The 24,234-nt window shown below is 35.4% G+C and carries 23 protein-coding genes; 3 read left to right on the forward strand and 20 right to left on the reverse strand.

Going from position 1 to position 24,234, the window contains the following annotated elements; translation table 11 throughout:
* The 7 genes from KHA93_RS06805 to KHA93_RS06835 form a co-directional block, all read right to left on the reverse strand.
* Positions 1-1,023: a hypothetical protein gene (locus tag KHA93_RS06805; RefSeq protein WP_213110044.1), complete on the reverse strand. Its 1,023-nt coding sequence runs from the start codon at positions 1,021-1,023 to the stop codon at positions 1-3.
* Between the two features lie 5 nt (positions 1,024-1,028).
* A complete protein-coding gene (locus tag KHA93_RS06810; RefSeq protein ID WP_213110045.1) occupies positions 1,029-1,871 on the reverse strand; it encodes an SDR family oxidoreductase in 843 nt (280 codons plus the stop codon).
* The gene (locus KHA93_RS06815) at positions 1,864-2,619 is read right to left on the reverse strand and encodes an exodeoxyribonuclease III (protein ID WP_213110046.1); all 756 of its coding nucleotides are present in this window, start codon (positions 2,617-2,619) and stop codon (positions 1,864-1,866) included. The genes KHA93_RS06810 and KHA93_RS06815 overlap by 8 nt, the downstream gene beginning before the upstream one ends.
* A gap of 13 nt (positions 2,620-2,632) precedes the next feature.
* Positions 2,633-3,460 carry a GNAT family N-acetyltransferase gene (locus KHA93_RS06820; RefSeq protein ID WP_213110047.1) on the reverse strand — a complete coding sequence of 276 codons (828 nt, stop codon included), beginning with the start codon at positions 3,458-3,460 and terminating at the stop codon, positions 2,633-2,635.
* Positions 3,435-4,466: a phosphotransferase gene (locus KHA93_RS06825; protein WP_213110048.1), complete on the reverse strand. Its 1,032-nt coding sequence runs from the start codon at positions 4,464-4,466 to the stop codon at positions 3,435-3,437. The genes KHA93_RS06820 and KHA93_RS06825 overlap by 26 nt, the downstream gene beginning before the upstream one ends.
* Before the next feature lie 63 nt (positions 4,467-4,529).
* A complete protein-coding gene (gene metA / locus KHA93_RS06830) occupies positions 4,530-5,435 on the reverse strand; it encodes a homoserine O-acetyltransferase MetA (RefSeq protein WP_213110049.1) in 906 nt (301 codons plus the stop codon).
* 278 nt (positions 5,436-5,713) lie between these two features.
* On the reverse strand, positions 5,714-6,082 hold the full coding sequence (locus KHA93_RS06835; RefSeq protein ID WP_213110050.1) for a glyoxalase superfamily protein: 369 nt from the start codon (positions 6,080-6,082) through the stop codon (positions 5,714-5,716).
* A gap of 159 nt (positions 6,083-6,241) precedes the next feature.
* Between KHA93_RS06835 and KHA93_RS06840 the strand changes: the two genes are divergently transcribed.
* Positions 6,242-7,939, forward strand: a complete 1,698-nt coding sequence (locus KHA93_RS06840; RefSeq protein ID WP_213110051.1) for a transglutaminase domain-containing protein — start codon at positions 6,242-6,244, stop codon at positions 7,937-7,939.
* Between the two features lie 74 nt (positions 7,940-8,013).
* Here the strand turns inward: KHA93_RS06840 and KHA93_RS06845 are convergent, their stop codons facing one another.
* The 4 genes from KHA93_RS06845 to KHA93_RS06860 all read right to left on the reverse strand — a co-directional run bounded on the left by KHA93_RS06845 (position 8,014) and on the right by KHA93_RS06860 (position 12,891).
* Positions 8,014-9,783, reverse strand: coding sequence for an ABC transporter ATP-binding protein (locus tag KHA93_RS06845; RefSeq protein ID WP_213110052.1), 1,770 nt, complete (start codon positions 9,781-9,783; stop codon positions 8,014-8,016).
* On the reverse strand, positions 9,773-11,503 hold the full coding sequence (locus KHA93_RS06850; RefSeq protein WP_213110054.1) for an ABC transporter ATP-binding protein: 1,731 nt from the start codon (positions 11,501-11,503) through the stop codon (positions 9,773-9,775). The genes KHA93_RS06845 and KHA93_RS06850 overlap by 11 nt, the downstream gene beginning before the upstream one ends.
* Before the next feature lie 117 nt (positions 11,504-11,620).
* Positions 11,621-12,370 (reverse strand): polysaccharide deacetylase family protein, encoded by a 750-nt coding sequence (locus tag KHA93_RS06855; protein ID WP_213110055.1) that lies wholly within the window; start codon positions 12,368-12,370, stop codon positions 11,621-11,623.
* Positions 12,371-12,441: 71 nt separating this feature from the next.
* Positions 12,442-12,891 carry a hypothetical protein gene (locus KHA93_RS06860; RefSeq protein WP_213110056.1) on the reverse strand — a complete coding sequence of 150 codons (450 nt, stop codon included), beginning with the start codon at positions 12,889-12,891 and terminating at the stop codon, positions 12,442-12,444.
* A gap of 156 nt (positions 12,892-13,047) precedes the next feature.
* Here KHA93_RS06860 and msrA point away from each other — a divergent pair, with 156 nt between their 5' ends.
* On the forward strand, positions 13,048-13,572 hold the full coding sequence (gene msrA, locus KHA93_RS06865) for a peptide-methionine (S)-S-oxide reductase MsrA (RefSeq protein ID WP_213110057.1): 525 nt from the start codon (positions 13,048-13,050) through the stop codon (positions 13,570-13,572).
* A gap of 95 nt (positions 13,573-13,667) precedes the next feature.
* Here msrA and KHA93_RS06870 read toward each other — a convergent pair whose 3' ends face one another.
* From KHA93_RS06870 to KHA93_RS06890, 5 genes are all read right to left on the reverse strand, one after another.
* Complete coding sequence (locus KHA93_RS06870) at positions 13,668-14,831, reverse strand: DUF2264 domain-containing protein (protein ID WP_233711072.1); 1,164 nt, start codon at positions 14,829-14,831, stop codon at positions 13,668-13,670.
* Between the two features lie 48 nt (positions 14,832-14,879).
* Positions 14,880-15,746 (reverse strand): SDR family NAD(P)-dependent oxidoreductase, encoded by an 867-nt coding sequence (locus tag KHA93_RS06875; RefSeq protein ID WP_213110059.1) that lies wholly within the window; start codon positions 15,744-15,746, stop codon positions 14,880-14,882.
* A 156-nt stretch (positions 15,747-15,902) separates the two neighbouring features.
* A complete protein-coding gene (locus tag KHA93_RS06880) occupies positions 15,903-17,465 on the reverse strand; it encodes an FAD-dependent oxidoreductase (protein ID WP_213110060.1) in 1,563 nt (520 codons plus the stop codon).
* 104 nt (positions 17,466-17,569) lie between these two features.
* The gene (locus tag KHA93_RS06885) at positions 17,570-18,793 is read right to left on the reverse strand and encodes a CapA family protein (RefSeq protein ID WP_213110061.1); all 1,224 of its coding nucleotides are present in this window, start codon (positions 18,791-18,793) and stop codon (positions 17,570-17,572) included.
* Between the two features lie 458 nt (positions 18,794-19,251).
* Complete coding sequence (locus KHA93_RS06890) at positions 19,252-19,434, reverse strand: cold-shock protein (RefSeq protein WP_213110063.1); 183 nt, start codon at positions 19,432-19,434, stop codon at positions 19,252-19,254.
* A 184-nt stretch (positions 19,435-19,618) separates the two neighbouring features.
* Here KHA93_RS06890 and KHA93_RS06895 point away from each other — a divergent pair, with 184 nt between their 5' ends.
* The gene (locus KHA93_RS06895; RefSeq protein ID WP_213110064.1) at positions 19,619-21,238 is read left to right on the forward strand and encodes an ABC-F family ATP-binding cassette domain-containing protein; all 1,620 of its coding nucleotides are present in this window, start codon (positions 19,619-19,621) and stop codon (positions 21,236-21,238) included.
* 172 nt (positions 21,239-21,410) lie between these two features.
* On the opposite strand, the gene KHA93_RS06900 is transcribed toward KHA93_RS06895, so the two are convergent.
* From KHA93_RS06900 to KHA93_RS06915, 4 genes are all read right to left on the reverse strand, one after another.
* Positions 21,411-22,283 carry a DUF421 domain-containing protein gene (locus KHA93_RS06900; protein ID WP_213110065.1) on the reverse strand — a complete coding sequence of 291 codons (873 nt, stop codon included), beginning with the start codon at positions 22,281-22,283 and terminating at the stop codon, positions 21,411-21,413.
* An 11-nt stretch (positions 22,284-22,294) separates the two neighbouring features.
* Positions 22,295-22,501 (reverse strand): DUF1657 domain-containing protein, encoded by a 207-nt coding sequence (locus tag KHA93_RS06905; RefSeq protein WP_213110067.1) that lies wholly within the window; start codon positions 22,499-22,501, stop codon positions 22,295-22,297.
* A 125-nt stretch (positions 22,502-22,626) separates the two neighbouring features.
* Entirely contained in the window at positions 22,627-22,830 is a 204-nt protein-coding gene (locus tag KHA93_RS06910; protein ID WP_213110068.1) for a DUF1657 domain-containing protein, read from the reverse strand.
* 286 nt (positions 22,831-23,116) lie between these two features.
* Positions 23,117-24,187: an AI-2E family transporter gene (locus KHA93_RS06915; protein ID WP_213110069.1), complete on the reverse strand. Its 1,071-nt coding sequence runs from the start codon at positions 24,185-24,187 to the stop codon at positions 23,117-23,119.
* Between the last annotated feature and the right edge of the window lie 47 nt (positions 24,188-24,234).

The following is a 24,234-nucleotide window of genomic DNA, read 5'->3' on the forward strand; positions in this document are numbered from 1 at the left end:
TTAAAAATGTCTTCGTGCTAATTTTGATACATCTTCTGGTTGAAATACAGAAAGAGGTTCTTGATGTATAGTTTGGAAAAAATTCATATCACTAGTTTCAAGTTGACCTATCGTAAATCTGGCAATAAGACGTACATGGATTGGTTGCTTAAGTAATGGATTTACGGATAATTGCAATGATAAATTGAAGCTTGTAAATCCTTGTTCTAATAATGATGGAAAAATGGATATTAAGCCTTTAGCAAAATCTTCCCAATCCTGTTCCGTAATATCTTGAACTGTGAAAACATTTGAAAAAATTCCGATAAAGTCATTATGACTTTTTGGAGAAAAAGCATGGATCCAAGCAATATTTCCATTTTCTCCAATCCATCTTTCATTCAAGTTTTTTTCTACCACGTAGAGCTCTGAAAAATATTCCTTACCAGTGTCACTATTAAACGCAACTGCCTTTTCCATCACGTTTGCCTGATAGTTAGTAGGTGATTCCGATAATATAACATGTAAATGAGGATGCAGAATACTGCCACCAGAATCAGGGAGAAAATTCCAGTTAATCGAGACAAAGGAAGCATCGGCATCTGTATCTATAACACGAAGAATATAATTTTGTGCAGCTATAAAAGCATCTTTTATCATATCAATTGTAAATTCCTCTAGCCTAACATAATGTTGATTTGAAAAAATAACGACACCATTATGCTTACCATAAGGAAAAAGATTAGGGAAAACAATCGCATTACCATGAAAAATCCTACCTTCACTCGCAATCTCTTTTGGAAATACTGGCGTCATATTAAGGACATTTTCCGGGCAGAAAGGACAATTTTTTCCGGCAGTTTGCTCTCCAGCATTTGTGTATTCTTTCGGTGTCACAGCTATACCATGTCCATAAAAAACCCGGGACGTCTCCGTAGTTAAAGGATCATAGCGAACTTCTGTTTTTCGTTCAATCTTGTTCCCATTTCCATCAAAAAAAGTAAACCACTCTTCTTTTTTATTAAATGTTATGGTCACAATCATTCCTCCTATACATTTAATCTTTTATGGAAAATCCTTTCCCAAATCGTCCAAGGAATAATATTTTTCAAAAAGAGTGATGACTTAACCCCTTTTCCAATTGGATATCGTAGTTTTGTAAGTTCTTTTTTAGAGCATAAATTAACCATCAATTGAACCACTTCTTTTGGATTACCATAGTTTGATTTTCCTGACTCTAATTCCTTCTCAATTGCTTTCATATAGGAAGTGTACGGTGATGAAACAAGTGTTGATTTTTTAGCAATCTTCTTACCCTTTGTCCAAATATTCGTTTGGAATGAACCTGGTTCAATAATGGCAACATCTATCCCAAATGGTTTAACCTCAAGCCGAAGACATTCGGACCAGCCTTCAAGGGCATGCTTAGATGCCACATATGGTGAAAGTCCTGGAAATCCGATTTTTCCAGAGATGCTGCTAATATTGATTATTTTTCCACTCTGTTGTTTCCTCATATGAGGAAGCACTGCTTGAGTTACGGATATTAAACCAAAAAAGTTTGTATGAAATTGTTCTTGATATTCTAAGATGCTTGTCTCCTCACAAAATCCACCTAAAGCAAATCCTGCATTGTTGATGAGAATATCTACAGAAGGCAATTGTATTAGATGACTAGCAAAATTTTCTATCGATTTATGATCCGTTACATCCAACTGCAAAAAAGAAATTCTAGAAAGGACTTTTTCCTGTTTACATAATTCTTTTATAGTATCCTTATTTTGTAGGTTCCTCATTGTTGCTAAAACTAAAAATCCATTTTTTGCTAGCTCTATTGTTGCAAGTAGACCAAATCCACTAGAAGCCCCAGTTACAATCGCTGTCTTATTCATTGATCTCTAACACCACTGGACAATGATCGCTCCCCATTACATCACAATGGATCTGTGAATCTATTAACTTTTCAGCAATTCTTTCAGATACAATAAAATAGTCAATTCGCCAACCGATATTGCGCTCTCTCACCTTGTTCATATACGACCACCACGTATAGGCTCCTTCTTGGTCTGGATAAAAGTGGCGATAGGAATCGATAAAGCCGTTTTCAAGAAATGTCGTAAACTTCTCCCGTTCTTCAAAAGTAAAACCAGAATTGCCGACATTTGATTTTGGATTTCGCAAATCAATTTCTTTATGAGCTACATTTAGATCTCCACAAAGAACGATAGGTTTGATCTTGTCCAATTCTTTCAAATATTGAAGCATTCTATCTTCCCATGACAAACGATAATCGAGTCTCGCTAAATCTCTTTGAGCATTCGGTGAATAGACATTAATTAAAAAGAAATCTTCGTATTCCAATGTGAGAATCCTTCCCTCAAGTTCTTCCATATCTTCACCTATTCCATAAGATACGTTTAAAGGGGGTTTTTTTGAGAAAACAGCCGTTCCTGAGTACCCTTTTTTCTGTGCGTAATTCCAGTATTGGAAGTAACCTTGAAGCTCTAGCTCAATTTGTCCTTCCTGTAATTTTGTTTCCTGAAGACAGAAAATGTCGGCTTCTACCTCGTGAAAATAATCTAAAAATCCTTTTTTTACACAGGCTCTAATGCCATTTACATTCCATGATACAAGTTTCATCTCTATTTTCCTTTCATTTCCGGTATAAAATTGAATCCATGATCGGTTCATAACCAATTTCCATATAGATTTTATTAGAAGTTGGATTATCCAAGTCTGTATATAAACTCGTTGTTTTATAGCCTTTATCTAACATTAATTGTGAAAGTGCAGAAACACAATTTGAAGCGTAGCCTTTTTTTCTATTCTCAAGCGGTGTAAAAACTAAGCTTATACAAATGTTACTTCGAGTTGGACGACTTGTACTTGCCATCGTCACAATGCTTCCATCCACTTCCCAAGCATACGTTCTTTCACTTGTAATTAACTGCATTGCTTTTTCCTCGGATTCTTGCAAACTTATTTTCTCTCCAATTTCTTCACAAAACAGATAGACCCATTGCTTTATTAATGGAAAATCTTCCATTTTCACTAAACGGAGATTACCAAATGAACTTGGTTCCTTTTTCACTTTCGTCAATTCATAAATTCTTTGATTCATTTGAACAAAGTATGCCGATTTATCAATAATATTGACCATTTTATCGGTAAAAGTCTTTTCACCAATCAAACCAGGAATATCATCTATATTTTCACTTAATAAACGTGCAATTTCAGAAATCACATGATCGGACATAATAGGTGGTTTCGATAAAATAATTTGCAAAGGATGTGTTTGCAATAGTACTAACACAATTTTGTCTTCTCGTGTGATCGTAGCCATCAGATAAACAGTGGATTCCTCTGTTAATGATTCTAGAACACCTATGGGAAGATTGTTCTCTACTTCATTTTTATTTAGATAGGACAAAACATCTGATTTGAAGTTTTTGTAATCATTGTATTTTGTTAATTTTAACATTTAACCAGCTCCTTTTAATGTTTTTAAGACTTTTTCTAATTTCCTCATGCGGGATTGGCAAATAAGGCTGCAATTCCTTCCAGGCATGTTCATTTTCCTCATCCCCTGTCGAACCGAAAAAAAGCTGTGATCCATAATCTGAGATTTCTTGTAAAGCCCATCGATATAAATAAAACTCAAATACTTCTAAATGTAATTTAGCATTCTGATGATATTGTAAATATTCTAAAAGGAACTGTTCGAAATATTCATTTTCAGTAAAGGCCATTATATCTCGTTCAATGGGTCCATATTCAAGCCACTCACAATCTATTAAGTGCAGATTTCCATTTGAATCTCGCATAATATTCGCATAATTTGGATCTCCATGAGTAATTGAAAAGGATAATGGCAAAGATTGTATTTGTTTTTGCATTGCTCTCATATGCCGTAAAGTTGCATAAATATCGTCCTGCTCTGTCGCGAATAATTCCCGTGCCTGTTGTCTAAAGATAGATTCTGTCTTATCATTCATCTCTAAAGTATGCATTAATTTTAAGATGTTTTTTTCAAAAGGATTGTCAAATTGTTCATGAAGTAGATCACTTACTTTGTTTTGCTCAATCTTATGTAAATCAGCTACCATAAAAGCAATTTTAGATGTGTCGGATAAAGTAAGTTTTCCTTCGTAAATAGAATTCCCATTAATATAAGGAAAAACTGATATTTGATATGAGTCAAAATGTTCAACGACTTCACCCGCTTTTGATTGAATCGGTGGCAGTAAATATGTTCTTTTTTCGCGGAAGTGTAAAAAATAGATTGCAGATAATGATGGTGATAGATTCCTTACCGTTTTGGTCGCTTTTACAAAATACAATCCTCTAGATTTAGTTTCAAGAGAATAACAATATCCCTCTTCGCCTTTTGGAATAAATTCAATTTTTTGTCCCTCGCCAATATCATAAGTTTGATTAATAAAAGCTAATAAATACGACTTATGAATATTACTATTATCTACTTTCACATCTTCTCCTCCTACGACTTCCTATATAAAAAACTTATGGGCCGATACGGTCCATAAGTTCTCTTAGCTCCAGTCAAATGGTGTTTCTTGATATACGTAATAATTAAGCCAATTCGAAAATAATAAATGGCTATGTGACCGCCAAGTATTGACAGGTGGTTTTGTATGATCATCGTTCGGAAAATAATTTTCTGGTGGCTGAATATCGATTCCCTTATTGATATCCCGTTTATACTCTTCAGCCAATGTCGTCGTCTCATATTCAAGGTGACCTGTTATCATAATATTCTTTTCATCTTTTGATAATATGATAAACGGCCCTGCTTCGCCTTCAGATAATAATGACAATTCTGGATGGGATTTTATCACATCACTTTGCACACTTGTATTCCGTGAATGTGGAGCAAAAAACACATCATCAAATCCTCTGAATAATTTTACAGTCGGATCATCTATCCTATGCTGATAAATCCCTGAACATTTTTCGGATAGTTCATATTTTTCAATTCCATAATGATAAAATAAAGCAGCTTGTGCTCCCCAACAAATATGCATCGTGGAAGTGACATGATCTTTTGTCCACTCCATAATTTGTTTCAATTCTTCCCAATATGTTACAGCCTCAAATGGTAAATGTTCGATTGGTGCACCTGTAATAATCATCCCATCAAAATATTTCGTTTTAATAGCTGAAAACGTCGTATAAAACTGGTCGAGATGAGACTTGCTGACCGTTTTTGATTGATGCGTTTCCATATGAAGAAAAGAAATATTCACCTGTAAAGGTGTATTTCCTAGAAGGCGCAACAATTGAACCTCTGTCTTCTGTTTTTCAGGCATTAAATTTAAGATTAAGATATTCAAAGGGCGAATGTCTTGAGTAGTTGCTCGCTCCTCATCCATCACGAAGATTTTCTCTTTTTCTAATATTTCTCTTGCCGGCATTCTAAGTGGTATATTAATCGGCAACTTGAACTCCCCCCTCACTAATTAGAAAAGCTCCAGTGCCTTGCACATCAACGTACAAACTTCGGGGTCTAGGAAACTCGACAGGACCAAAATGACGAGTCTATGTAGAACAATCATTGGATAACGACAAGAAGTTTGATAGTCGATAGGCGCTGTAGCTGGACAGCGTAGGTCTAAATACAAAAATTTAGGGTAATAATCCTTATAAAAAAAAAAGCTAATAAAAACAATTATAAAGTTGATTGAGAATTTCATCAATAGCGACTTAAATGAAAACTTTAATCGATTTTATCCTCATAAAAAGTGATTCGATTATAAAATGGATCACCTACAGTAATCTCAAGCGTATCCCAAGGCTTCTCTTCAATACCTGGTCTTGCATACTTATAGTTTTTCGAAATAAGTTTTTCATGTAACGACTTAATATTATCTACCTTAATTCGAACTGAAGATCCTGGTGCCGCGTCGCCGTGGTGTTCTGATAAATGAAGAATACATTGACCTGAAGATATTTGTATATATAAAGGTGTGTTTTCATCGAAGCGATGTGTCCAATCTACTTTAAACTCTAAAAACTCCACGTAAAATTCCATTGCTTTTTTTTCATCAAAGATTCTAAAAATTGGTGTTGGATGATATGTATTCATATTCGTTCCTCCCCTAACTCTTTTTATCATCATAGTTTCATTATAGTAGTTTTTCTAGTGAAATAGTTCTCATTTTAAAAAAATTGAGAGTATTACATTGTAACTACTCTAACGATTATGGTATATATATAGCAAGTTCATCTGAAAGGAGAATTCTTTTTGAAAAATTGGAAACTACTGTTTTTGATCCTTCTTTCAATTCTTTTTATTAATACAGCATGCAATAATGAAACATCTGATTTGCCCAAAGAACCAAAAAAAGATGAACGTGTTAGCAACAAGAAAGAGTCAGTTAATAAATATACTAGCTTAGCAGAGACAAAAAGTAACGAAATTGAACATAAACCAATCCAACTTACTACCTTTGCTGATGTCGTAGATGCATCACTCACTAAACCACTTTACGATGATTTTGAAGTAGAAAAGGAATTTACTATATCTGGAACGGTTAAGAAATATGATCTTTTAAAAGGAAAATATGCTTGGATTAAACTGAAACATCTGGACAAAGATGAGACCTTTGAATATTATTCACCAGTAAAAGATGGTCGATTTTCACAATCTATTCATTTTTTTAATGGTAACGGTAAATATTCAGTTCAAGTGTTACTTCCTAGTACAGACCAAGAAAATTATTACTCGGAATTAGCTGCATTTGAAGTAATGAATACGGATACAAACATGATTCGCGATATTTCATACACCCCTTACGGTTTAGACGCAGGACTACATATTAACGAACCTAATACAGGACTCGTTGAGGAAAATGAAATGATTCATGTTTCGGGTAAAGTAGCTGAGAGTTCAGTCATGCTTCAAATCGAAAAGGAAGAGGATTCATGGCAACATATTATACCAGTATCAAATGGAAGTTTTTCATTTGAACTCCCCCTCTATTTCGGAGAAGGAGTGTATAATGTCCATGTTCTTTTACCTGACAAAAAGCTGGAAAATCGCTATCAATATGGAAGTACATTTAAAGTTCACAATACATCCTCAAAAAATATGAAGCCGATTGAATATCATCGTGGATATGAAGAAAAAGGGATTAACCTCGAAGCTCCAATATACGGTGGATATGAAGTCGACTTAATGTTACCAATTAAGGGCACTATTGATTCAAGAACAATGAATGTTGATCAATTAACACATTTATATATTAAAACAAAAAAGGGATCTGATGAGGCTTTAGATGTTGTTCCGATTCATCATTTTCACTTTGACGAATCTATTTATCTACGATTTGGGCCAGGCGAATATGAAATAACAATCAATGTCCCTGAAATTAATCCTACTAATAAATCATATTTCAGTTTTTCTTCTATTGCTGCATTAAAGGTGATCAATATTGCAAAAGAAGACAATCGGGATTTACTTCCTTCAAGAGGCATTCAATCTGATGCACCTGAAATCATTGCACTTTCACATGAAATTACGAAAAATGCAAAAAGTGACAAGGAAAAGGCTAAAGCAGTTTATGAATACGTAGCTAAAAATATTTCTTATGATGTAGAGAAATATAAAAATAGTGAATTTGAATGGGATGATAACGCATTAAAAACGTTATCGACTAAAAAAGGAGTTTGCCAAGATTACGTTTATTTAGCTGTAGCCCTACTAAGAGCAAATAATATTGAAGCTAGATTCATAGCAGGCCAAGCTGGGACAGGAGTCTCAAAAGAAAACCATGCATGGGTTGAAACAAAAGTAGATGGAAAGTGGCTCATCATGGATCCAACCTGGGGCTCAGGATATTTAGAAAGCGATCGTTTCGTAGCAAAATACACTGAAAAATACTTTGATCCTGACAAGGCTGAATTTACTAAAACCCATATTAGGGAGAAGGAAGAATATTAATTCAAAGACTATAAAATATATATAAAAATAGGCCTGGCACTTCTAAAAACGAAGGCCAGGCTTTTTTCATCAAATTATGATCCAACTTCTTGCTTCAATTGACTATTGTAAAGGCTATAATAAAAACCTCTATTTTTTAAGAGTGATTCGTGGTTCCCGTGTTCAATTAATAGTCCATTGTCTAAAACTAGTATTTGGTCAGCATTTTGAATTGTATTCAGTCGATGGGCAATGACGACGCTTGTTCGCCCTTTCATCAAACGATACAAAGCCTCTTGAATTTTCATTTCAGTAATAGTATCGATATTACTTGTAGCTTCATCAAGTATGAGCAACGAAGGATCGGATAACATTGCTCTTGCAATTGATAGGAGTTGACGCTGTCCTTGGCTTATCCCACTCCCATCCTGCTTTAATACTGTATCGTATTGCATTGGAAGCTTCATTATGAATGAATGGGCATTAGCCATTTTCGCGGCTTTTTCCACTTCAATATCTGATGCATCTAATTTTCCATAGCGAATATTTTCACGAATCGTTCCTTGGAACAAATAAGAATCTTGAAGTACGAATCCCATTTTACTACGAAGGTTATTTCGTTTAACGAGTCCAATATCATAGCTATCGATTAGTATTTTTCCTTCATCAGGATCATAAAAGCGTGCCAACAAATTAATAATCGTTGTTTTACCTGCCCCAGTCGGTCCAACCAAAGCAATCGTTTCTCCAGGCAATGCATGAAAACTAACGTTTTTAATTGTTTGATCGTCTTCTCCATAAGAAAAGGAAACATTGTTAAATTCAACTTCACCAACTACATTATCTAAGTTTTCACCGTCGACAAGATCCTTCTCTTCTTCTTCATCTAATATTTCAAATACCCGTTCTGCTCCCGCTACTGCCGATAATAACGTATTGAATTGGTTAGCTAAATCATTCAATGGACGAGTAAACTGGCGTGAGTATTCCGTAAATATGATAATGGTCCCAATCGTGATATGTCCGCGAATTACTAACCAGCCTCCAGCCCCCGCTATAATGGCAAAGCTTAAGTTATTTAACATATTCATTAGCTTTGGAATAAAACCAGAATATGTTTGTGCCCAATAACCGGCTTTTCGAAGTCTTTCATTTTTTTCCATAAATTCATCTATCATATTTTGCTCTTGAGAAAATGTTTTGACAATCGTCTGTCCAGAGATTGTTTCTTGAATAAAACCATTTATTTCCCCTAAATGTCTTTGTTGTTCTTTAAACAATCTACCTGTACGATTCGTAATCCATTTCATGCCATAAAACATTAAAGGGATGATTGTCATTGTAATAAGTGTCAGCAAAGGGCTAAGTACAAGCATAACAGTAACAGTACCAACAAGGGTTAATACACTTGAAAATATTTGAATTACTGAGCTGTTTAACGTTTGGCTCACATTATCAATATCATTCGTCAACCGACTCATTAGCTCTCCGTGCTGTCTTTTATCAAAAAATTTAATGGGAAGACGATGGAGCTGACTAAAAAGTTGACTCCTCATTGTAAAAACTGTTTTTTGACCTATTCCAATCATCCAATAGTTTTGCAGAAAGCTTGATAGAGAGAAACAAAAATAGACAGCTCCAATTACAATAAGTATAAAAATAAGCATATTCCCACTATGTTTTGCAATATACTCATCTACTGTTCTCCCAATTAAATAAGGTCCTAATAAACCTAAACCTGAACTGAGAAGAACCATAATTAATACAAGAAATAACTGACTTCTGTAAAAATCTAAATACTTCCATATTCTTACTAATGTTAGCTTTAAATTTTTCACTTTTAATGATTGTTTCTTATTGGACATCCGCTAACCCCTCCTTCGCAAACTGGGATCTATAGATATCACGATATAATGCAGAGGTTCTCATTAGACGTTCATGTTCTCCGCTTGCAATTAACTTTCCATCATCCAGCAACAAAATCTGATCTGCTTCTCTAGCAGTACTAATTTTTTGTGTAATAATAAATGTCGTACAATCGTATTTTTGTAAAGACGCCAACAATTTAGCCTCTGTCTTCAAATCAAGAGCACTCGTACTATCATCTAAAAAGAGAAGTTTTGGTTTTCTTATTAGAGCACGGGCAATGGAAATTCTTTGTTTTTGCCCACCGGATAAATTAACTCCTTTTTGTCCGATCCTCGTATCATACATATCCGGCAGCCTTTGAATTGTTTCGTGAATTTGTGCATCTGTTGTACTTCCGATAATATCCTCCATAGAGGCGCCTTCTTTTCCCCAGCCAATGTTATTTTCTACAGAGCCCGTAAAAAGGATAGATTCTTGGGGAACAAATCCAATTTGCTTACGCAACGAATTAAGATCCATCTTTTTTATATCCATGCCATCAATTTTAATTGAACCGCTCGTTACATCATATAATCTTGGAACAAGTTGAAATAGTGTTGATTTACCTGATCCAGTTGCTCCCATAATGGCGATCGTTTCTCCCGGTTTTGCAGTAAACGAAATATTGGATAATACATAAGTGTCCGAACCAGGATATTTGAAACTAACATTATTAAATTCTACTTTTCCAAATCCAATGATTTCGGATGACCCTTTAGTGGTATTCTCAAAATCTGCGGATGTCACAAGAACGTCTGAAATCCGCTCTGAGGATGCCTTCCCTCTTGAAAAAGCCATGATGATCCACGAAAGCATTGAAAGCGCCATCGTAATACGAAAGCCATAATTTACTATGGCAACGACTTCTCCTACGTTAACCTTGCTTTGGTTTACTTCAATTACACCTACCCAAAGAATAAATAATATTCCAACGTTCATGACAAATAAAAGAATCGGTCCAATTAATTCGACAAGTCGTAATACTTTAACCGTTTGATCTCGTAATTGTTCATTCGCATTTCCAAAACGCTTTTCTTCAAATTTTTTCCTGATAAATGCCTTTATTAAACGCATCCCGGTTAAATTTTCTTGCATAACATTGTTTACTTTATCTAATTTTTCTTGAACAATTTTAAATAATCTGCCGCTTTTATTCAGCATCCAAATTAATAAAATGACTAAAATTGGGATTGGAAATATTAAAAATAGTGCAAGTTTCACATTAACAAATAATGCCATCGTCGCTCCACCAATGACCAATAATGGCGCTCTAAGCGCTATTCTCAAACTCATAAAAACAGTATTCTGTACTTGAGTAATGTCATTTGTTAATCGCGTAATGAGTGATGACGATTGAAAGCGGGCCAAGTTATGGAATGAAAACGATTGTATTTTTTTAAATAGTGCTGCCCTTAAATCAAATCCAAATCCTTGTGCTGCATATGAGGAGAAAAAAGAATTCGTAATGCCCGCCAAAAAACTTAGCATAGACAAACCTACCATAACCCCTCCCCACTTCATCACTACCCCTAAATCTTCTTTAAGTATTCCTTCGTCAATAATCTTCGCCATAAACATTGGATGCCAAAGTTCTACAATCAGCTCCGTTAGCATAAGCATCCATGCAATTGACATTGTCAATCGATATGGCTTTAAATAAGATAGCACTTTCCCCATTTTAATTACCCCCAGCCAAACAAAAAACATTTAGTAACCCGTAATTAATTATAATCATAAATGACAAAAATATAAATGTCATCTAAATCGTTTTAATATTTAGAAATTGGAAATATGTTATTGAGGGTCAACATCATCTATACCTGTCATTTGAAGTAATTCGGATACGGTAACTAATTCATATCCATCATCAATTAATTTAGGAATAATTTTTTTCAACGCTTTCACAGTTTGTGATCGGTTACCTCCTGCATCATGAAAAAGGATGATATCACCAGGTCGATAATTATTTAAAACTTTTTTTGAGATTCTTCTTGCACTTACTCCCTTCCAATCTTCCGTGTCTTGATGCCAAGACCACATAATTACTCGATAACCTTCTTTGACTGCTGTATTGATGATCATATCATTATAGTTACCACCTATAGGGCGAAAAAAAGCAGTTCTTGTTCCAGTAAGCTTTAAAATAATATCATCCGTTTTTTTTAATTCCAGGCGGATTTCGTCAATTGTGTCATTTTGTCTTTTATAGTGGCTATACGTATGATTCGCTATTTCATGGCCTTCTCGTATCTGTCGTTGAATGATTTCCGGAAATTCCTCAGCGTGTTCCCCAATGACAAAAAAAGTAGCCTTTGCATTATATTTTGCAAGTAAATCTAAAACTTGCGGAGTATATTTTGAATGTGGACCGTCATCAAATGTTAAAGCGATTACTTTTTTATCAGTAGGTACTTCCCAAATAACATCTCCTGTTTTTTCAAAAAATGTTCTATCGTGTTCTACTGCTCCTGTAGGAGGTAATAATATGAAAAACATTTCGAATACCATTATAACTATTACTATTACTATTAATTTTTTTATCATACCCATGCCTCCTACTTAAAGTGGCTGTCCCAATTGGTTAAGCTTCAAATTGGGACAGTTCACTTTTGAGATTACTTTTGTTGTTTTGTATTTTGTTGACCCATCATGTTTGTTGCTGTACTCTGTTGTGCTGTATTTCCTTGCGTATTTTGTTGAGTACTACTCATAGCATTTTGCTGAGCTGTACCTGTTGCATTTTGTTGAGCTGTACCTGTTGCATTTTGCTGCGCAGTATTAGAAGCGGTATTTTGTGCAGCCCCTCCAGAAGTCATAATACTGGAAAGTTCCTGGGAAAACTCAGTAAGAGGATTGGCAGTCGCTCCGGCAAGTACATTTTGCATCCCTGTGTTTTGGAACTTCTTCATGACATTCTGGATAGGTGTCATCCATTTCCCGTTCTTGTATTTGCGAAGGCCATAAATGGCAGCACTTATTCCAACCGTAGTTAATATTGGTACCCACATCATATTAGGATTTTTTCCTGTAAATTTTCTTGTTGAAAAAATGGATTTTTTATTCACAGACAAGGCTCCTTTTATATGCATTGTCCATAGTGGACATTTTTATTGTTTGTAGTAAATTATCCTTTATTACTGCCAACATTTTCATAGCTAACATATATTTCTTTAACATGGTATGATATTATCCATAAGGAATTGGAAAGAGGAGTTGTATGAATGGAGAGAAAATTACATACTGCTACATTTGCAGGAGGCTGTTTTTGGTGTATGGTAAAACCATTTGACCAATGGGATGGAATTGAGAGTGTAATTTCTGGCTATATGGGGGGCCATCTTGAAAACCCAACATACGAAGATGTAAAAACTGGAGAATCCGGCCATTATGAGGTCGTTCAAATCACATATGATCCAAAAGTTTTTTCATATGAACAATTATTAGAAATTTATTGGCAACAAATTGATCCAACTGACGCCGAAGGACAATTTCAAGATCGAGGTTCTTCCTATCGTACCGCGATATTTTACCAAGACAATGAACAAAAAACGGCTGCTGAATTATCAAAAGAAAAGCTAGCTTCAAGCGGCAAATTTCAAAAGCCCATCGTTACTGAAATCTTGCCAGCTCAAACTTTTTACATAGCTGAAGATTATCACCAAGATTTTTATAAGAAAAATAAAGCTGAGTATTTAGCAGATAGAGAAAAATCAGGTAGGGATGAATTTATAAAAAAGCACTGGTAATAAAATTGTCTTGCTTTTCTGTATAAGATAAAAAATGCGTTATTAAAACCATGCACTTTTATTAAAGTAAGGTGAAGAAAAACAAGACGTTTTCTTCACCTTACTTTATCTGCATAATCAATCGAAATTGTTTCTCCGGACCAAGCACGTTTTGCCGTCCAATCGGCTTGCCCTTGCCAAAATGGTGCATCAGGTGACAAGCCAAGCGGCAAGAAAATAGTTGAACATAAATATAAGCTTCCAATTGAGATATAAATTTCTCCTAATTCAGGTTGATGACCACATAAGCCAATTTGCAGCCATCCCTCTTCATCAAAAGTACCTGGCATTTCTATCACCCTTTTCATAACTGCAGTTAATGCGCAACGTATTTGTGCCGGTTCCAAGCTTTCATCCATTTTTTGTTGCAAAGCCATCTGTGCTAAATGTTGAAATGCTCCAAAACGATAAGCAAGTGATCTCCCTACAACAGGAAACGTTCCTTCAGGTGAAATGCTTCTTTCTTGAATAATAGCGAATCTTTTCGCTCTATGAATGATCCTCTCTTTCATTTCCCGCCAATCAGATTCTTTATCTCCCAATACTTCAATGATATCTACCATCATTGGCTGAATGACATAGCTATTATAATAATCCATTCTAAATTCTGGTCCATCTCCGTATATACCATCACCTTTATACCATTGGTCATGTTGCTTTAATGCATAATCTATCCTCATTCGATCCCAATCTTTTTCATTCATAAGGTAAAGAGCTGTTTCAATCATTGCTGAAAATAATAGCCAATTGCTAAAAAAAGGTTTTAGTCTTCTTGTGGATTTTAGTGCACTCACCAAATTTTTACGTACCCGAGGCTCAAGTTTTTCCCAAAGTTCCTTAGGGGCTCTAAGAATGGCATGTGCCAAAAAAGCCGTATCAACGATTGGTTGATGGCCTTGAGTAAAATTCATAAAATCAGGTGAATCTGGGTCTGTAGCAGCATTAATGCATGCTCTAGCTAATTGAGCGTAGTTTTCTCTTAACGTCCCTTCTTCCCCATCGATAGGACCTGTTTCCAGCCAAGGAGCCAACCCACATATTAATCTTCCAAACGCTTCTAAATAACTATATTTATCCCGATCTAATCCTTTTGTTTCTATCGGCATTCTTATTTTTAATTGTTTTTCGGACAAAGCGTGGAGAACAGGATCTGCAATCTTACACATTGTTTCGATCCAGTAAGTTCGGTCATTATTGGATGTAAGGTCCATGTGCTTCATCTGATTTCTTTCCTTTCAATCAGTAGTTATGTTGGATAACCTATTTTTTTATAAACTCAATCCTCCATTAATATGCAATTCTGTTCCTGTTACTTGCTTTGATTCATCGGCTAATAAATAAACTACGCCATAAGCCATATCTTCTTCAGTTTGCATTTCGCCTGTTGGGATTACACTTTCTGCCCATTTTTTTAGTTCTTCTTCACTCGTACCCATACTTTCATGAAGTTCGATTTCACCTTCGGATGCAACCCAGCCAACAGTAATCCAATTAGATCTTATTTTATGTTTAGCATAATGAGAGGCTATACTCTTATTTAATGTACGCATCGCACCTTTTGAACACGAATAGGCGACTAAATTTTCCATGCCGCTATAAGCATTAGTCGAGCCGATTTGTACAATTGATCCTCCGCCAGTCTTCAGCATTTCATTAATTGCATATTTAGAGCAAAAAAATGGACCTTTTATGTTTACGTCAAAAATCGTATCGAATAAATCCTCAGTTGTTTCTAGTATGGTACCTCTAGGAAAGATTCCCGCATTATTTACAAGACCATCAATCCGACCAAAATGTAATATAGATTCTTCGATTAATTCACGACAGCCTGATTCTGATGAAATATCTTTTTGAATAAATACTGCCTTTGTACCATACTCTTGTTCAATATGTTCAGCTACCTTTTTTCCCGCTTCTTCATTTCTTCCGTTAACAATAACATTAGCACCTTCTTTTGCACATATATATGCGATCCCTTTTCCAATTCCTTTTGTTGCTCCAGTTATGATGACAACTTTTCCTTGTAATCGTCCAGTCATTTCCATCCCTCTTCCTTTTTTGTTAACTTTTGAATTTTCTATTTCTTCTTCAAATATTAGTACGACATTGACTATGGCGTTTCCTGTTTTTCTCAAAATCTTTAGTTCATTCTTTGTTCGTTTTTATGAAAATTCGTATTTAATATTCAGCAAGGGATCATATAAGCTCACCTATACTTCTATATAATAAAAATAAAAAAGCTGTCATGATTAATCAGTTTTCACCAATTAACATGACAGCTTTTAACAAAATTAAGATGTTGTGTAATCAATACTATCTGGATCAATTCTCTTTAGTGGTCTTTCCGCTGGACCTTCTATTACTTCACCTTCTACAGAGAATCTGGAACCGTGGCACGGACAGTCCCAAGTCTGATCTGCACTATTCCAATTTATTTCACATCCCATATGGGTGCATGTTGTATCTACTATAAATAATTGGCCATCCATTTTTTTAAAGGCACCAGCACGGCCACCTTTAATGGATACAACAGCTCCTTCGCCTTCTTTAACATCCTTTATTTCTTTATCAGGTCGATTCAATTTTCCGCTAATTAGATTTGTCGCTACATTCACATTTTCCTTAACCATTGTTTTGAGTCCAGGGTCTGCTGTGAATCGGGAAGGAGCAAATAAATCTTTATATCGGTTGGCTTTACCTATTAATATATCCTTCATCAGTTGTGCGGCTACCATACTCGTTGTCATTCCCCATTTCCTAAAACCAGTTGCTACGAGTACACGTTTATCATCTTCATTGCTACATCCGATATATGGAACTTTATCGTCCGTCACAAGATCTTGAGCAGACCATCTGTATAATATTTCTTTTGCCCCAAATTCATCTTTTGCAAATTTCTCTAATGCTTCATAGTGCTCTTTTTCAGGTTCTCCTTGCCCAGTTTTATGGCCGTCTCCACTAAATAGTAGTACTTCTTCACCTTCTACATTTACAGACCGTATCGATCTTGTAGGTGTTTCTGCATTAATATACATACCACCAGGGAATGATTTTTCTGGTTTCGCTGCAACTACATATGACCGTTTAGGATGGAGTCGTGCAAAATATCCTCGATTATCATGAAAAGGAAAATGTGAAGCAGATATAACGTGTTGTGCCGTAATTTTTGCTCCGTTTCTTAAATGGACAATTGGCTTTTCGCTTATATCCATGTGGGTAGCAACTGACTGTTCGTATATTTCTCCTCCACTTTCCTTAATAAAATCCACAAGCTGCGTTAAATAATGGAGTGGGTGGAACTGCGCTTGGTTTTTCATGACAACGGCACCTTTTATATTTCCAATATCTAAAGGCAGACTGTCAACATATTCACCTTCTATTCCCAATCTTTTATATGCCTCATATTCATTTTTCAGTTTTTGTATAGAATCATTAGAGTTCGTATATACATATGCATCTTCTTTTTTAAAGTCGCAGTCAATACCGTGCAAATGAATTAACTCAGCAATATGTTCTGCGGCTTCTTTATTCGCTTCATAATAAAGCCGTGCTTTTTCTTCACCAAAATGTTGAATGAATTCATCATAGATTAATCCGTGTTGAGCTGTAACTTTTGCCGTCGTATGTCCTGTAGTTCCGTTAAAAATAGTACTAGCTTCAATTACCGCTACTTGAAACCCTTCTTTTACTAGCAAATATGCAGTTGTAATTCCTGTAATTCCCCCACCTACAATTACAACATCTACTTGTAAATCGTTTTCAATTGAAGGAAATGATGGAGGTTTTGTTGATTTAAGCCAATAAGACGATAGTTGATCTGGAAGTTTTCCCTCTCCATTATTTAGTATACTCATGTGACGGTCCTCCCTTTTTATTATCTATTAGTTGATATCCCCTATTTCTTAAGAAATCATGTACGAAAAAAATAAAAAAACCGGCCTTAGCCGGTTAATATTGATTATTTCGGAATAATATCTCCTGTATTCGAAATTTCCACATCGAAAGAAATAGATTGCAAATACCGAAGAAATTGATCTCGTTCAGCATTTTCAACAGGAATTATTTGCCCTTTTGAAATGATATATGGGTCAAAGTTCATTTTAATTTGATCGCCTTTAAACGTAACCTTCAACAAGCCTGTTTGCGCTGATTCATTTTTTACATAAGGCGGAAATAAAAAATTGCCGAGGGAGTATGCAACTGGCATGCCATTATAATATTGAAACCCTTGTAGCCAGTGAGGGTGAGATCCAATGATTAAGTCAACACCAGTTTTTTGAAGTTCCTTGACATATTCATACTGATAGTCGACAGGAATATTTTGCTTCTCTTTTCCCCAATGAAAATAGACAATCGTATAATCTGAGTCACCTTTTTGCTCCAAAATCGTCTTTTTAATTAGTTCGAGATCATAGCCATTCGGAATACCGGACCTATCATTTTTCGCAATCCAATTAACATCAGGAAGAAAATGAACAAATGAGAAGAATCGAAACTTCTTCCCTTTGATTTCAATTTCCTTAGAAGCATATGCTTCTTCTTCATTTCGTCCCGCTCCAATATAATCAAAACCATATTGTTCAACATATTGAAGTGTATCATTAAGTCCTGGCCTTAAATAATCCAAAGTATGGTTGTTTCCGAGGTTTAGCATATCAAAACCAGTTTTATTTAAGGCTTGTAGACCTCTTGGATCCGATTTAATCCAAAATAACTGTGAAGGATCTTTTTCAGTTTTATCCGTAAAAACAGTTTCAGCGTTTACAAAAGCATAATCTGCTCGTTGAACTTTATCCTTTACATAAACAAATGGATAATCATAACCATTCTTCTCAAGAATTGGACGTAGATCCCAATCAAACATGGTATCGCCTGCAAAAATGATATTAATCTCTGGGCTCGCCTTTTGTTGTTTTTCTGCTTCTTTTTTCGGAGCACTATTTTTGTTTTTTACTTCCTGATTCTTTATAATTTTGTGGGTTTTTGTTTTATTATTACCATTTTCCACAAGAGCTGGGACAGGTTTTTTTATATGTAGATTCAAAGATTTCAGAGCTTGATAATCTTTCCACTGTACTAGCAAAATAATAAAACAAGAAACTAGTAAAGTAAGCAATCCAATAAAGATTTGTCGATTTCTTCTTCGACGCCTAATTCTTTTAAATTTTGTTTTTCGATCCATTTTTTTCTCCCCTTAGAAAATTATAGTATCATAATTTTCTAGAGTGAAGTAGCACATTTTTCAAAGAAAAAAGATAAAACGATAAACAAAAAAGAATATTCTATAAATTGAGTATTTATGGCTTTTATTAAAAAATTCGTGGAACGAAAAATGTTCATAAAAATCGGAGAGGATCGCGCCCTACTCCTGGGTGACAAACGGTTAAAGGGACACCCCATAAAAAAAGTGAAGGCGAGTTAGCAAACTAAGAGCGGAACTTCATGTAGCAAAACCTGTAGATTTTCGTTGCAAAGGGTACACTGGAGGGATACATGTCGAGTAACGAGTAGAGTTAGTGTGCCAAGGAGGCTCTTGAGCCCCAAGAGTAAAGCTAGCCATAGAGCGGAAATCAACATTAACCTATGTTAAAGAATTAAAAAAGACCGCTTTTTAATTAAAAAGTAGTCTTTTCATAAAATTTAACTGATAACCGGTAGCATTCTTGTTTCCTTCTCCATATCTGATTTACAGATTGGACAAACAGTTTTTTCATCTGAAGAAAAGGCATCCCTCATCCAACATGAACAATCTTCATTCGTGCATGACCAAACAATCGTTTCCTCTTCAGGAATAGGTTCCTGAGGTCCTCTTCTAAAAGCCATGGCAAGATCCCCCTTCTTATTATTAATTCCATTATACGCTAACTTTATATTTAAACCAAATCGGTAGAAAACTTTCGTGTATCGGATATAGGAAGATAATAGGAACCCTTCTCCACTATGAATGTAGACTAAGAACATGCTATAATGTTTTGGAATATGGAATAATTGGAGGAAGGGATATACCTTGATTACAGTAACTAATGTTAGTCTCAGATACGGAGACAGGAAATTGTTTGAAGATATAAATTTAAAATTTACACCTGGAAACTGCTATGGATTAATTGGAGCAAACGGTGCTGGGAAATCGACATTCGTAAAAATATTATCAGGCGAAATTGAACCGCAAACAGGATCCGTTTCTATTACTCCTGGTGAGCGCCTAGCTGTCTTAAAACAGGATCACTTTCAATATGAAGATGAAGAAGTACTCAAAGTGGTTGTAATGGGACACACTCGTCTTTATGAAATTATGCAAGAAAAGGACGCTATCTATATGAAAGCTGACTTTTCAGAAGCGGACGGAATGAGAGCTGCCGAGCTTGAAGGTGAATTTGCGGAATTAAACGGATGGGAAGCAGAATCTGAAGCAGCAATATTGCTTAAAGGTCTGGGGATCAATGAAACACTCCATACTAAAAAAATGGCAGAGCTGGCAGGTTCTGAAAAAGTAAAAGTACTTTTGGCTCAAGCGTTGTTTGGAAAACCTGATATTTTGCTTCTTGATGAGCCAACAAACCACCTTGATATTAAAGCAATTCAATGGCTTGAAGAATTCTTGATTAACTTTGAAAATACAGTTATCGTAGTTTCCCACGATCGACATTTTTTAAATAAAGTATGTACCAATATTGCTGACCTTGATTTTGGTAAAATTCAAATTTACGTCGGCAACTATGATTTCTGGTATGAATCTAGCCAGCTAGCATCAAGAATGGCACAAGATGCCAATAAGAAAAAAGAGGAAAAGATTAAAGAACTACAAGCTTTTATTGCAAGGTTTAGTGCAAATGCGTCAAAATCAAAACAAGCTACATCAAGAAAGAAATTACTTGATAAAATTACACTTGATGATATCCAGCCTTCTTCACGACGTTATCCTTTTGTAGGTTTCAGCCCAAATCGTGAAATCGGAAATGATCTATTAAGAGTGGAGGGCCTGTCTAAAACTATAGATGGCGTTAAAGTTTTAGACAATGTGAGCTTCATAATGGACAAGAATGATAAAATTGCGTTAGTTGGTAGAAATGAAATAGCCAAAACGACTTTATTTAAAATATTAGCTGGTGAAATGGAACCCGATGCTGGTACTTTTAAATGGGGAGTTACAACGTCGCAAGCGTATTTCCCTAAGGATAACTCTGAATACTTTGAAGGCACTGATCTAAACCTAGTGGATTGGCTAAGGCAGTTCTCACCGCAAGATGACAGCGAAAGCTTTTTGCGTGGATTCCTAGGAAGAATGCTATTTTCAGGTGACGAAGTGTTGAAAAAAGCATCTGTGCTTTCAGGTGGAGAAAAAGTAAGATGTATGTTATCGAAAATGATGCTAAGTGGCTCAAACGTGCTTCTATTGGATGAGCCTACGAACCATTTAGACCTAGAATCGATTACAGCACTTAATAACGGCTTAATTAGTTTTAAAGGATCCATTATTTTTGCATCTCATGACCATCAGTTTATTCAAACAACTGCCAATCGGATAATTGATATTACTCCTAAAGGTATTATCGATAAGCAAATGTCTTATGATGAATATCTTGAAAATAATGAGTTGCAAAAACAACTAGAAGAAATGTACGCATAAAAAAAACCGTAGCTGCCTTTCTCATCTATGTACGAGCCAACTGGATGTCGTTGACATATGAAATAAACATTCCTCTATCCAACTTTTACTGTGTGTTTAAGGTGGATATGCGCTAGAGCAGGTTAATAAGGTAAGAAATACCCGGATGATAAGTGAACTTCCGGGTATTTTCTTACCCTTTTAATAATAAATGTTCTGTTTTCAATAAGATTTGTTCCAATTTTTTGGCATTCCTCTTATACATTTGTTTTGCCTCTTCGGATTCGGTTTGCAAGGAATAAGATTCTAAATCAGCTTGACATTTTTTTAATGCACTTAAAAGACTTTGCCTTGGCTTTGGCTCTGGAATTTGGATTTTATCATCATAAATATCAACAGTAAGCTGTCCGTATGAATCAACTTGGCCAACATACACATTATCAATAGCAACATTCAGCTTCTCAAGTTCCATCTCCAACCATGCTCTCGTTAAACCACTCGCAGCTAATGCAGCATCCATTATTTCCCCTTCTAAAATAACGGTTTGCGGCACTTTTTCAGGAGCGACATCAAGTTGTAAATCTGTAGGAGTTAATGGCTGTTTCTCTTTCTTTAGCAACACACTTAAATCTCCGTTTGCTTCTAGAACTGCAAATTCTACATCAGCAACTTGAAAGGCGTTTTTCTTTCTCAGTAACTGCATTAATTCATCGACGGAGTATTGCTCTTTTCTTAAATTTTCTTCTTGTATTTTTCCTTCCTTAATGACAACGGTTGAAGTGCCTTCAATAAAACTTCGTGCTTTTTTACTTTTCATGCCAATAAACCCTGCAATAAAAGGAATAGCTGTCCAAACGAGCAAACTGTAAACACCATTCATAAAATTACTCTCAAGACCTGTAGATATTTCAGCAGCGATACTACCAATAGTAATGCCGGCGATATATTCAAAAAACGATAGATGGGATAGTTGTTTTTTCCCAAGAACTTTCGTCAGCAAAAAAAGGACAAATACGAGTATAGACGATCTTATAATGATTTCAAGCCAACTTGGGACATCCATCATCTGTATCCCCCTTACGAATTCCTATATTGCAGCTCTTCAGCCTTCATAAATTCAATTCTTTGCTGAAGGTCATGTATGACATCATCAATCTCCATCATACATTCATGAAAAATGGCACTTGCCTCTTGGTCCTTTGTTATTTGAGCTAGACGACTGAATTCAGATTGAATAGCCTTTGCACTTGCGAGGGTTGCTTTTACATTTGTAAATACAGTCATTATCATTTCCTCCGAACTATTCAAAGGGAACAGAGTGATGAATGCATCACTCTGTTTGTTGAAAATTTTTTTTAATTCCTAGGAAGACATTGCACTTTCTAGACTTTTAGGAATTGTGTAATATTTTACTGATTATATTGTGGCTCTTCCTGCATAATTTCCTGCATGCGTGGTGTTAAAGTGTCAATGACTGCTTGAGTTTGCTGCGCACACATTTTGTACAGTTGTTTCGCTTGCTGGTTATCGGTATCCAACGCAAAACCTTCCAAGCTCGCCTGTGCAGTTTTTAATCCTGTAACTGTTTGCTGTACCTTATTAATAACTGTCAATGTATTGCCCTCCCTGTGATTGTTCTTTTGAACGTTTCTATTTTGTGATTAATTTTCGGACATTATTAGATGAAAAAAATACCTATCATCTCGATAGGTATTTCTGACGTTTTACAATCGCTTGCATTCTTCAAAGCTTCCCTTCTTGCGTTGCTCACCGTATAGTGTGCAAATTCTCTTTAAAGAAGACTTTGCGCCTCGAATGACACGTTTCCTACTGAATATACATTAAAATAAATTTAGCCACAAACTAAAAAACCTATCATAACGATAGGTATTTCACAACTTATTCTAGTCGAATATAACGATAAATATGGCTTACGATCACTTTTAATAAAGCATAGGCAGGTACAGCTAGTATTAAGCCAAGAAGACCGCCAAATTGACCTGCAACAAGTAACACAAAAATAATTGTCAACGGATGCATATTCAACGCTTTTCCCATGACAAATGGCGAAACAAGATTGCTTTCAAATTGCTGGACTACAACCGCTACGATAACGACTAACAGTGCTTGTAAAGGAGAAGTAAACAACCCTACGATTACTGCGGGCAACGTCCCAATCCACGGCCCAACGAAGGGAATGACATTCGTCAACATCGCAAGAACACCAAGAATTAACGCATAATCTAATCCAATGATTAAATATCCAATAAAAGCTAATGTCCCTACACAAAGACTTACGATTAGCTGGCCTTGAATATATGAACTTAGAGCTCCATCCATTTCTTCTAATATTTCATCAGCTTCTTTTTGATGTCTTTTCGGCAATATTTTTTCTAAGAACTTTGGAGCATGCTTGCCATCTTTCAGCATGAAAAATAACACAAATGGTACGAGAGCAAAGATCATGACCATATTGGCAATAAATCCAACTGTACCAGCAATTTTAGAACCAAATCCTTGTAAAATCAAACTGGCATTTTGCTCAAATTGTTTTGTAAATTTCTCTACAGAAAAATAATTACTTTGTTGGAATTGTACAAACCAATCCTTTTCTGTAAGAGACATAGCCCAGGTTTGTATGTTTTGAGCATATGCTGGAATATTTTCGATTAATAAATTAAATTGTTTTTGCAGTTCTGGACCAATTAATAATACCGCTCCTGTTGCCAGCCCCGCTATTGCGATAAACATGATAACAATTGATAGTGTTCGGGGAATTTTTCGTGAAAGGAAGTTAACAGCTGGCCGTAGTACGTAATATAAGACTCCCGCTAATATAATTGGTGGGAATAATGTTTTTACAATAATAACAAGTGGAGTAAATATAAACCTAATTTTTGTTCCAAGCAAAATGATTAAAAAAATCATGATGATGGCGATTCCTAGTTTAAACCATTTTTCCTTAAACATAATTCTCCTCATTTCTCTCTTTTTCCAAGGCTTTGTATTGATATTAT

Origin of the sequence: Lederbergia citrisecunda (genome assembly GCF_018343695.1) — a bacterium.
Lineage (GTDB): Bacteria > Bacillota > Bacilli > Bacillales > Bacillaceae_C > Lederbergia > Lederbergia citrisecunda.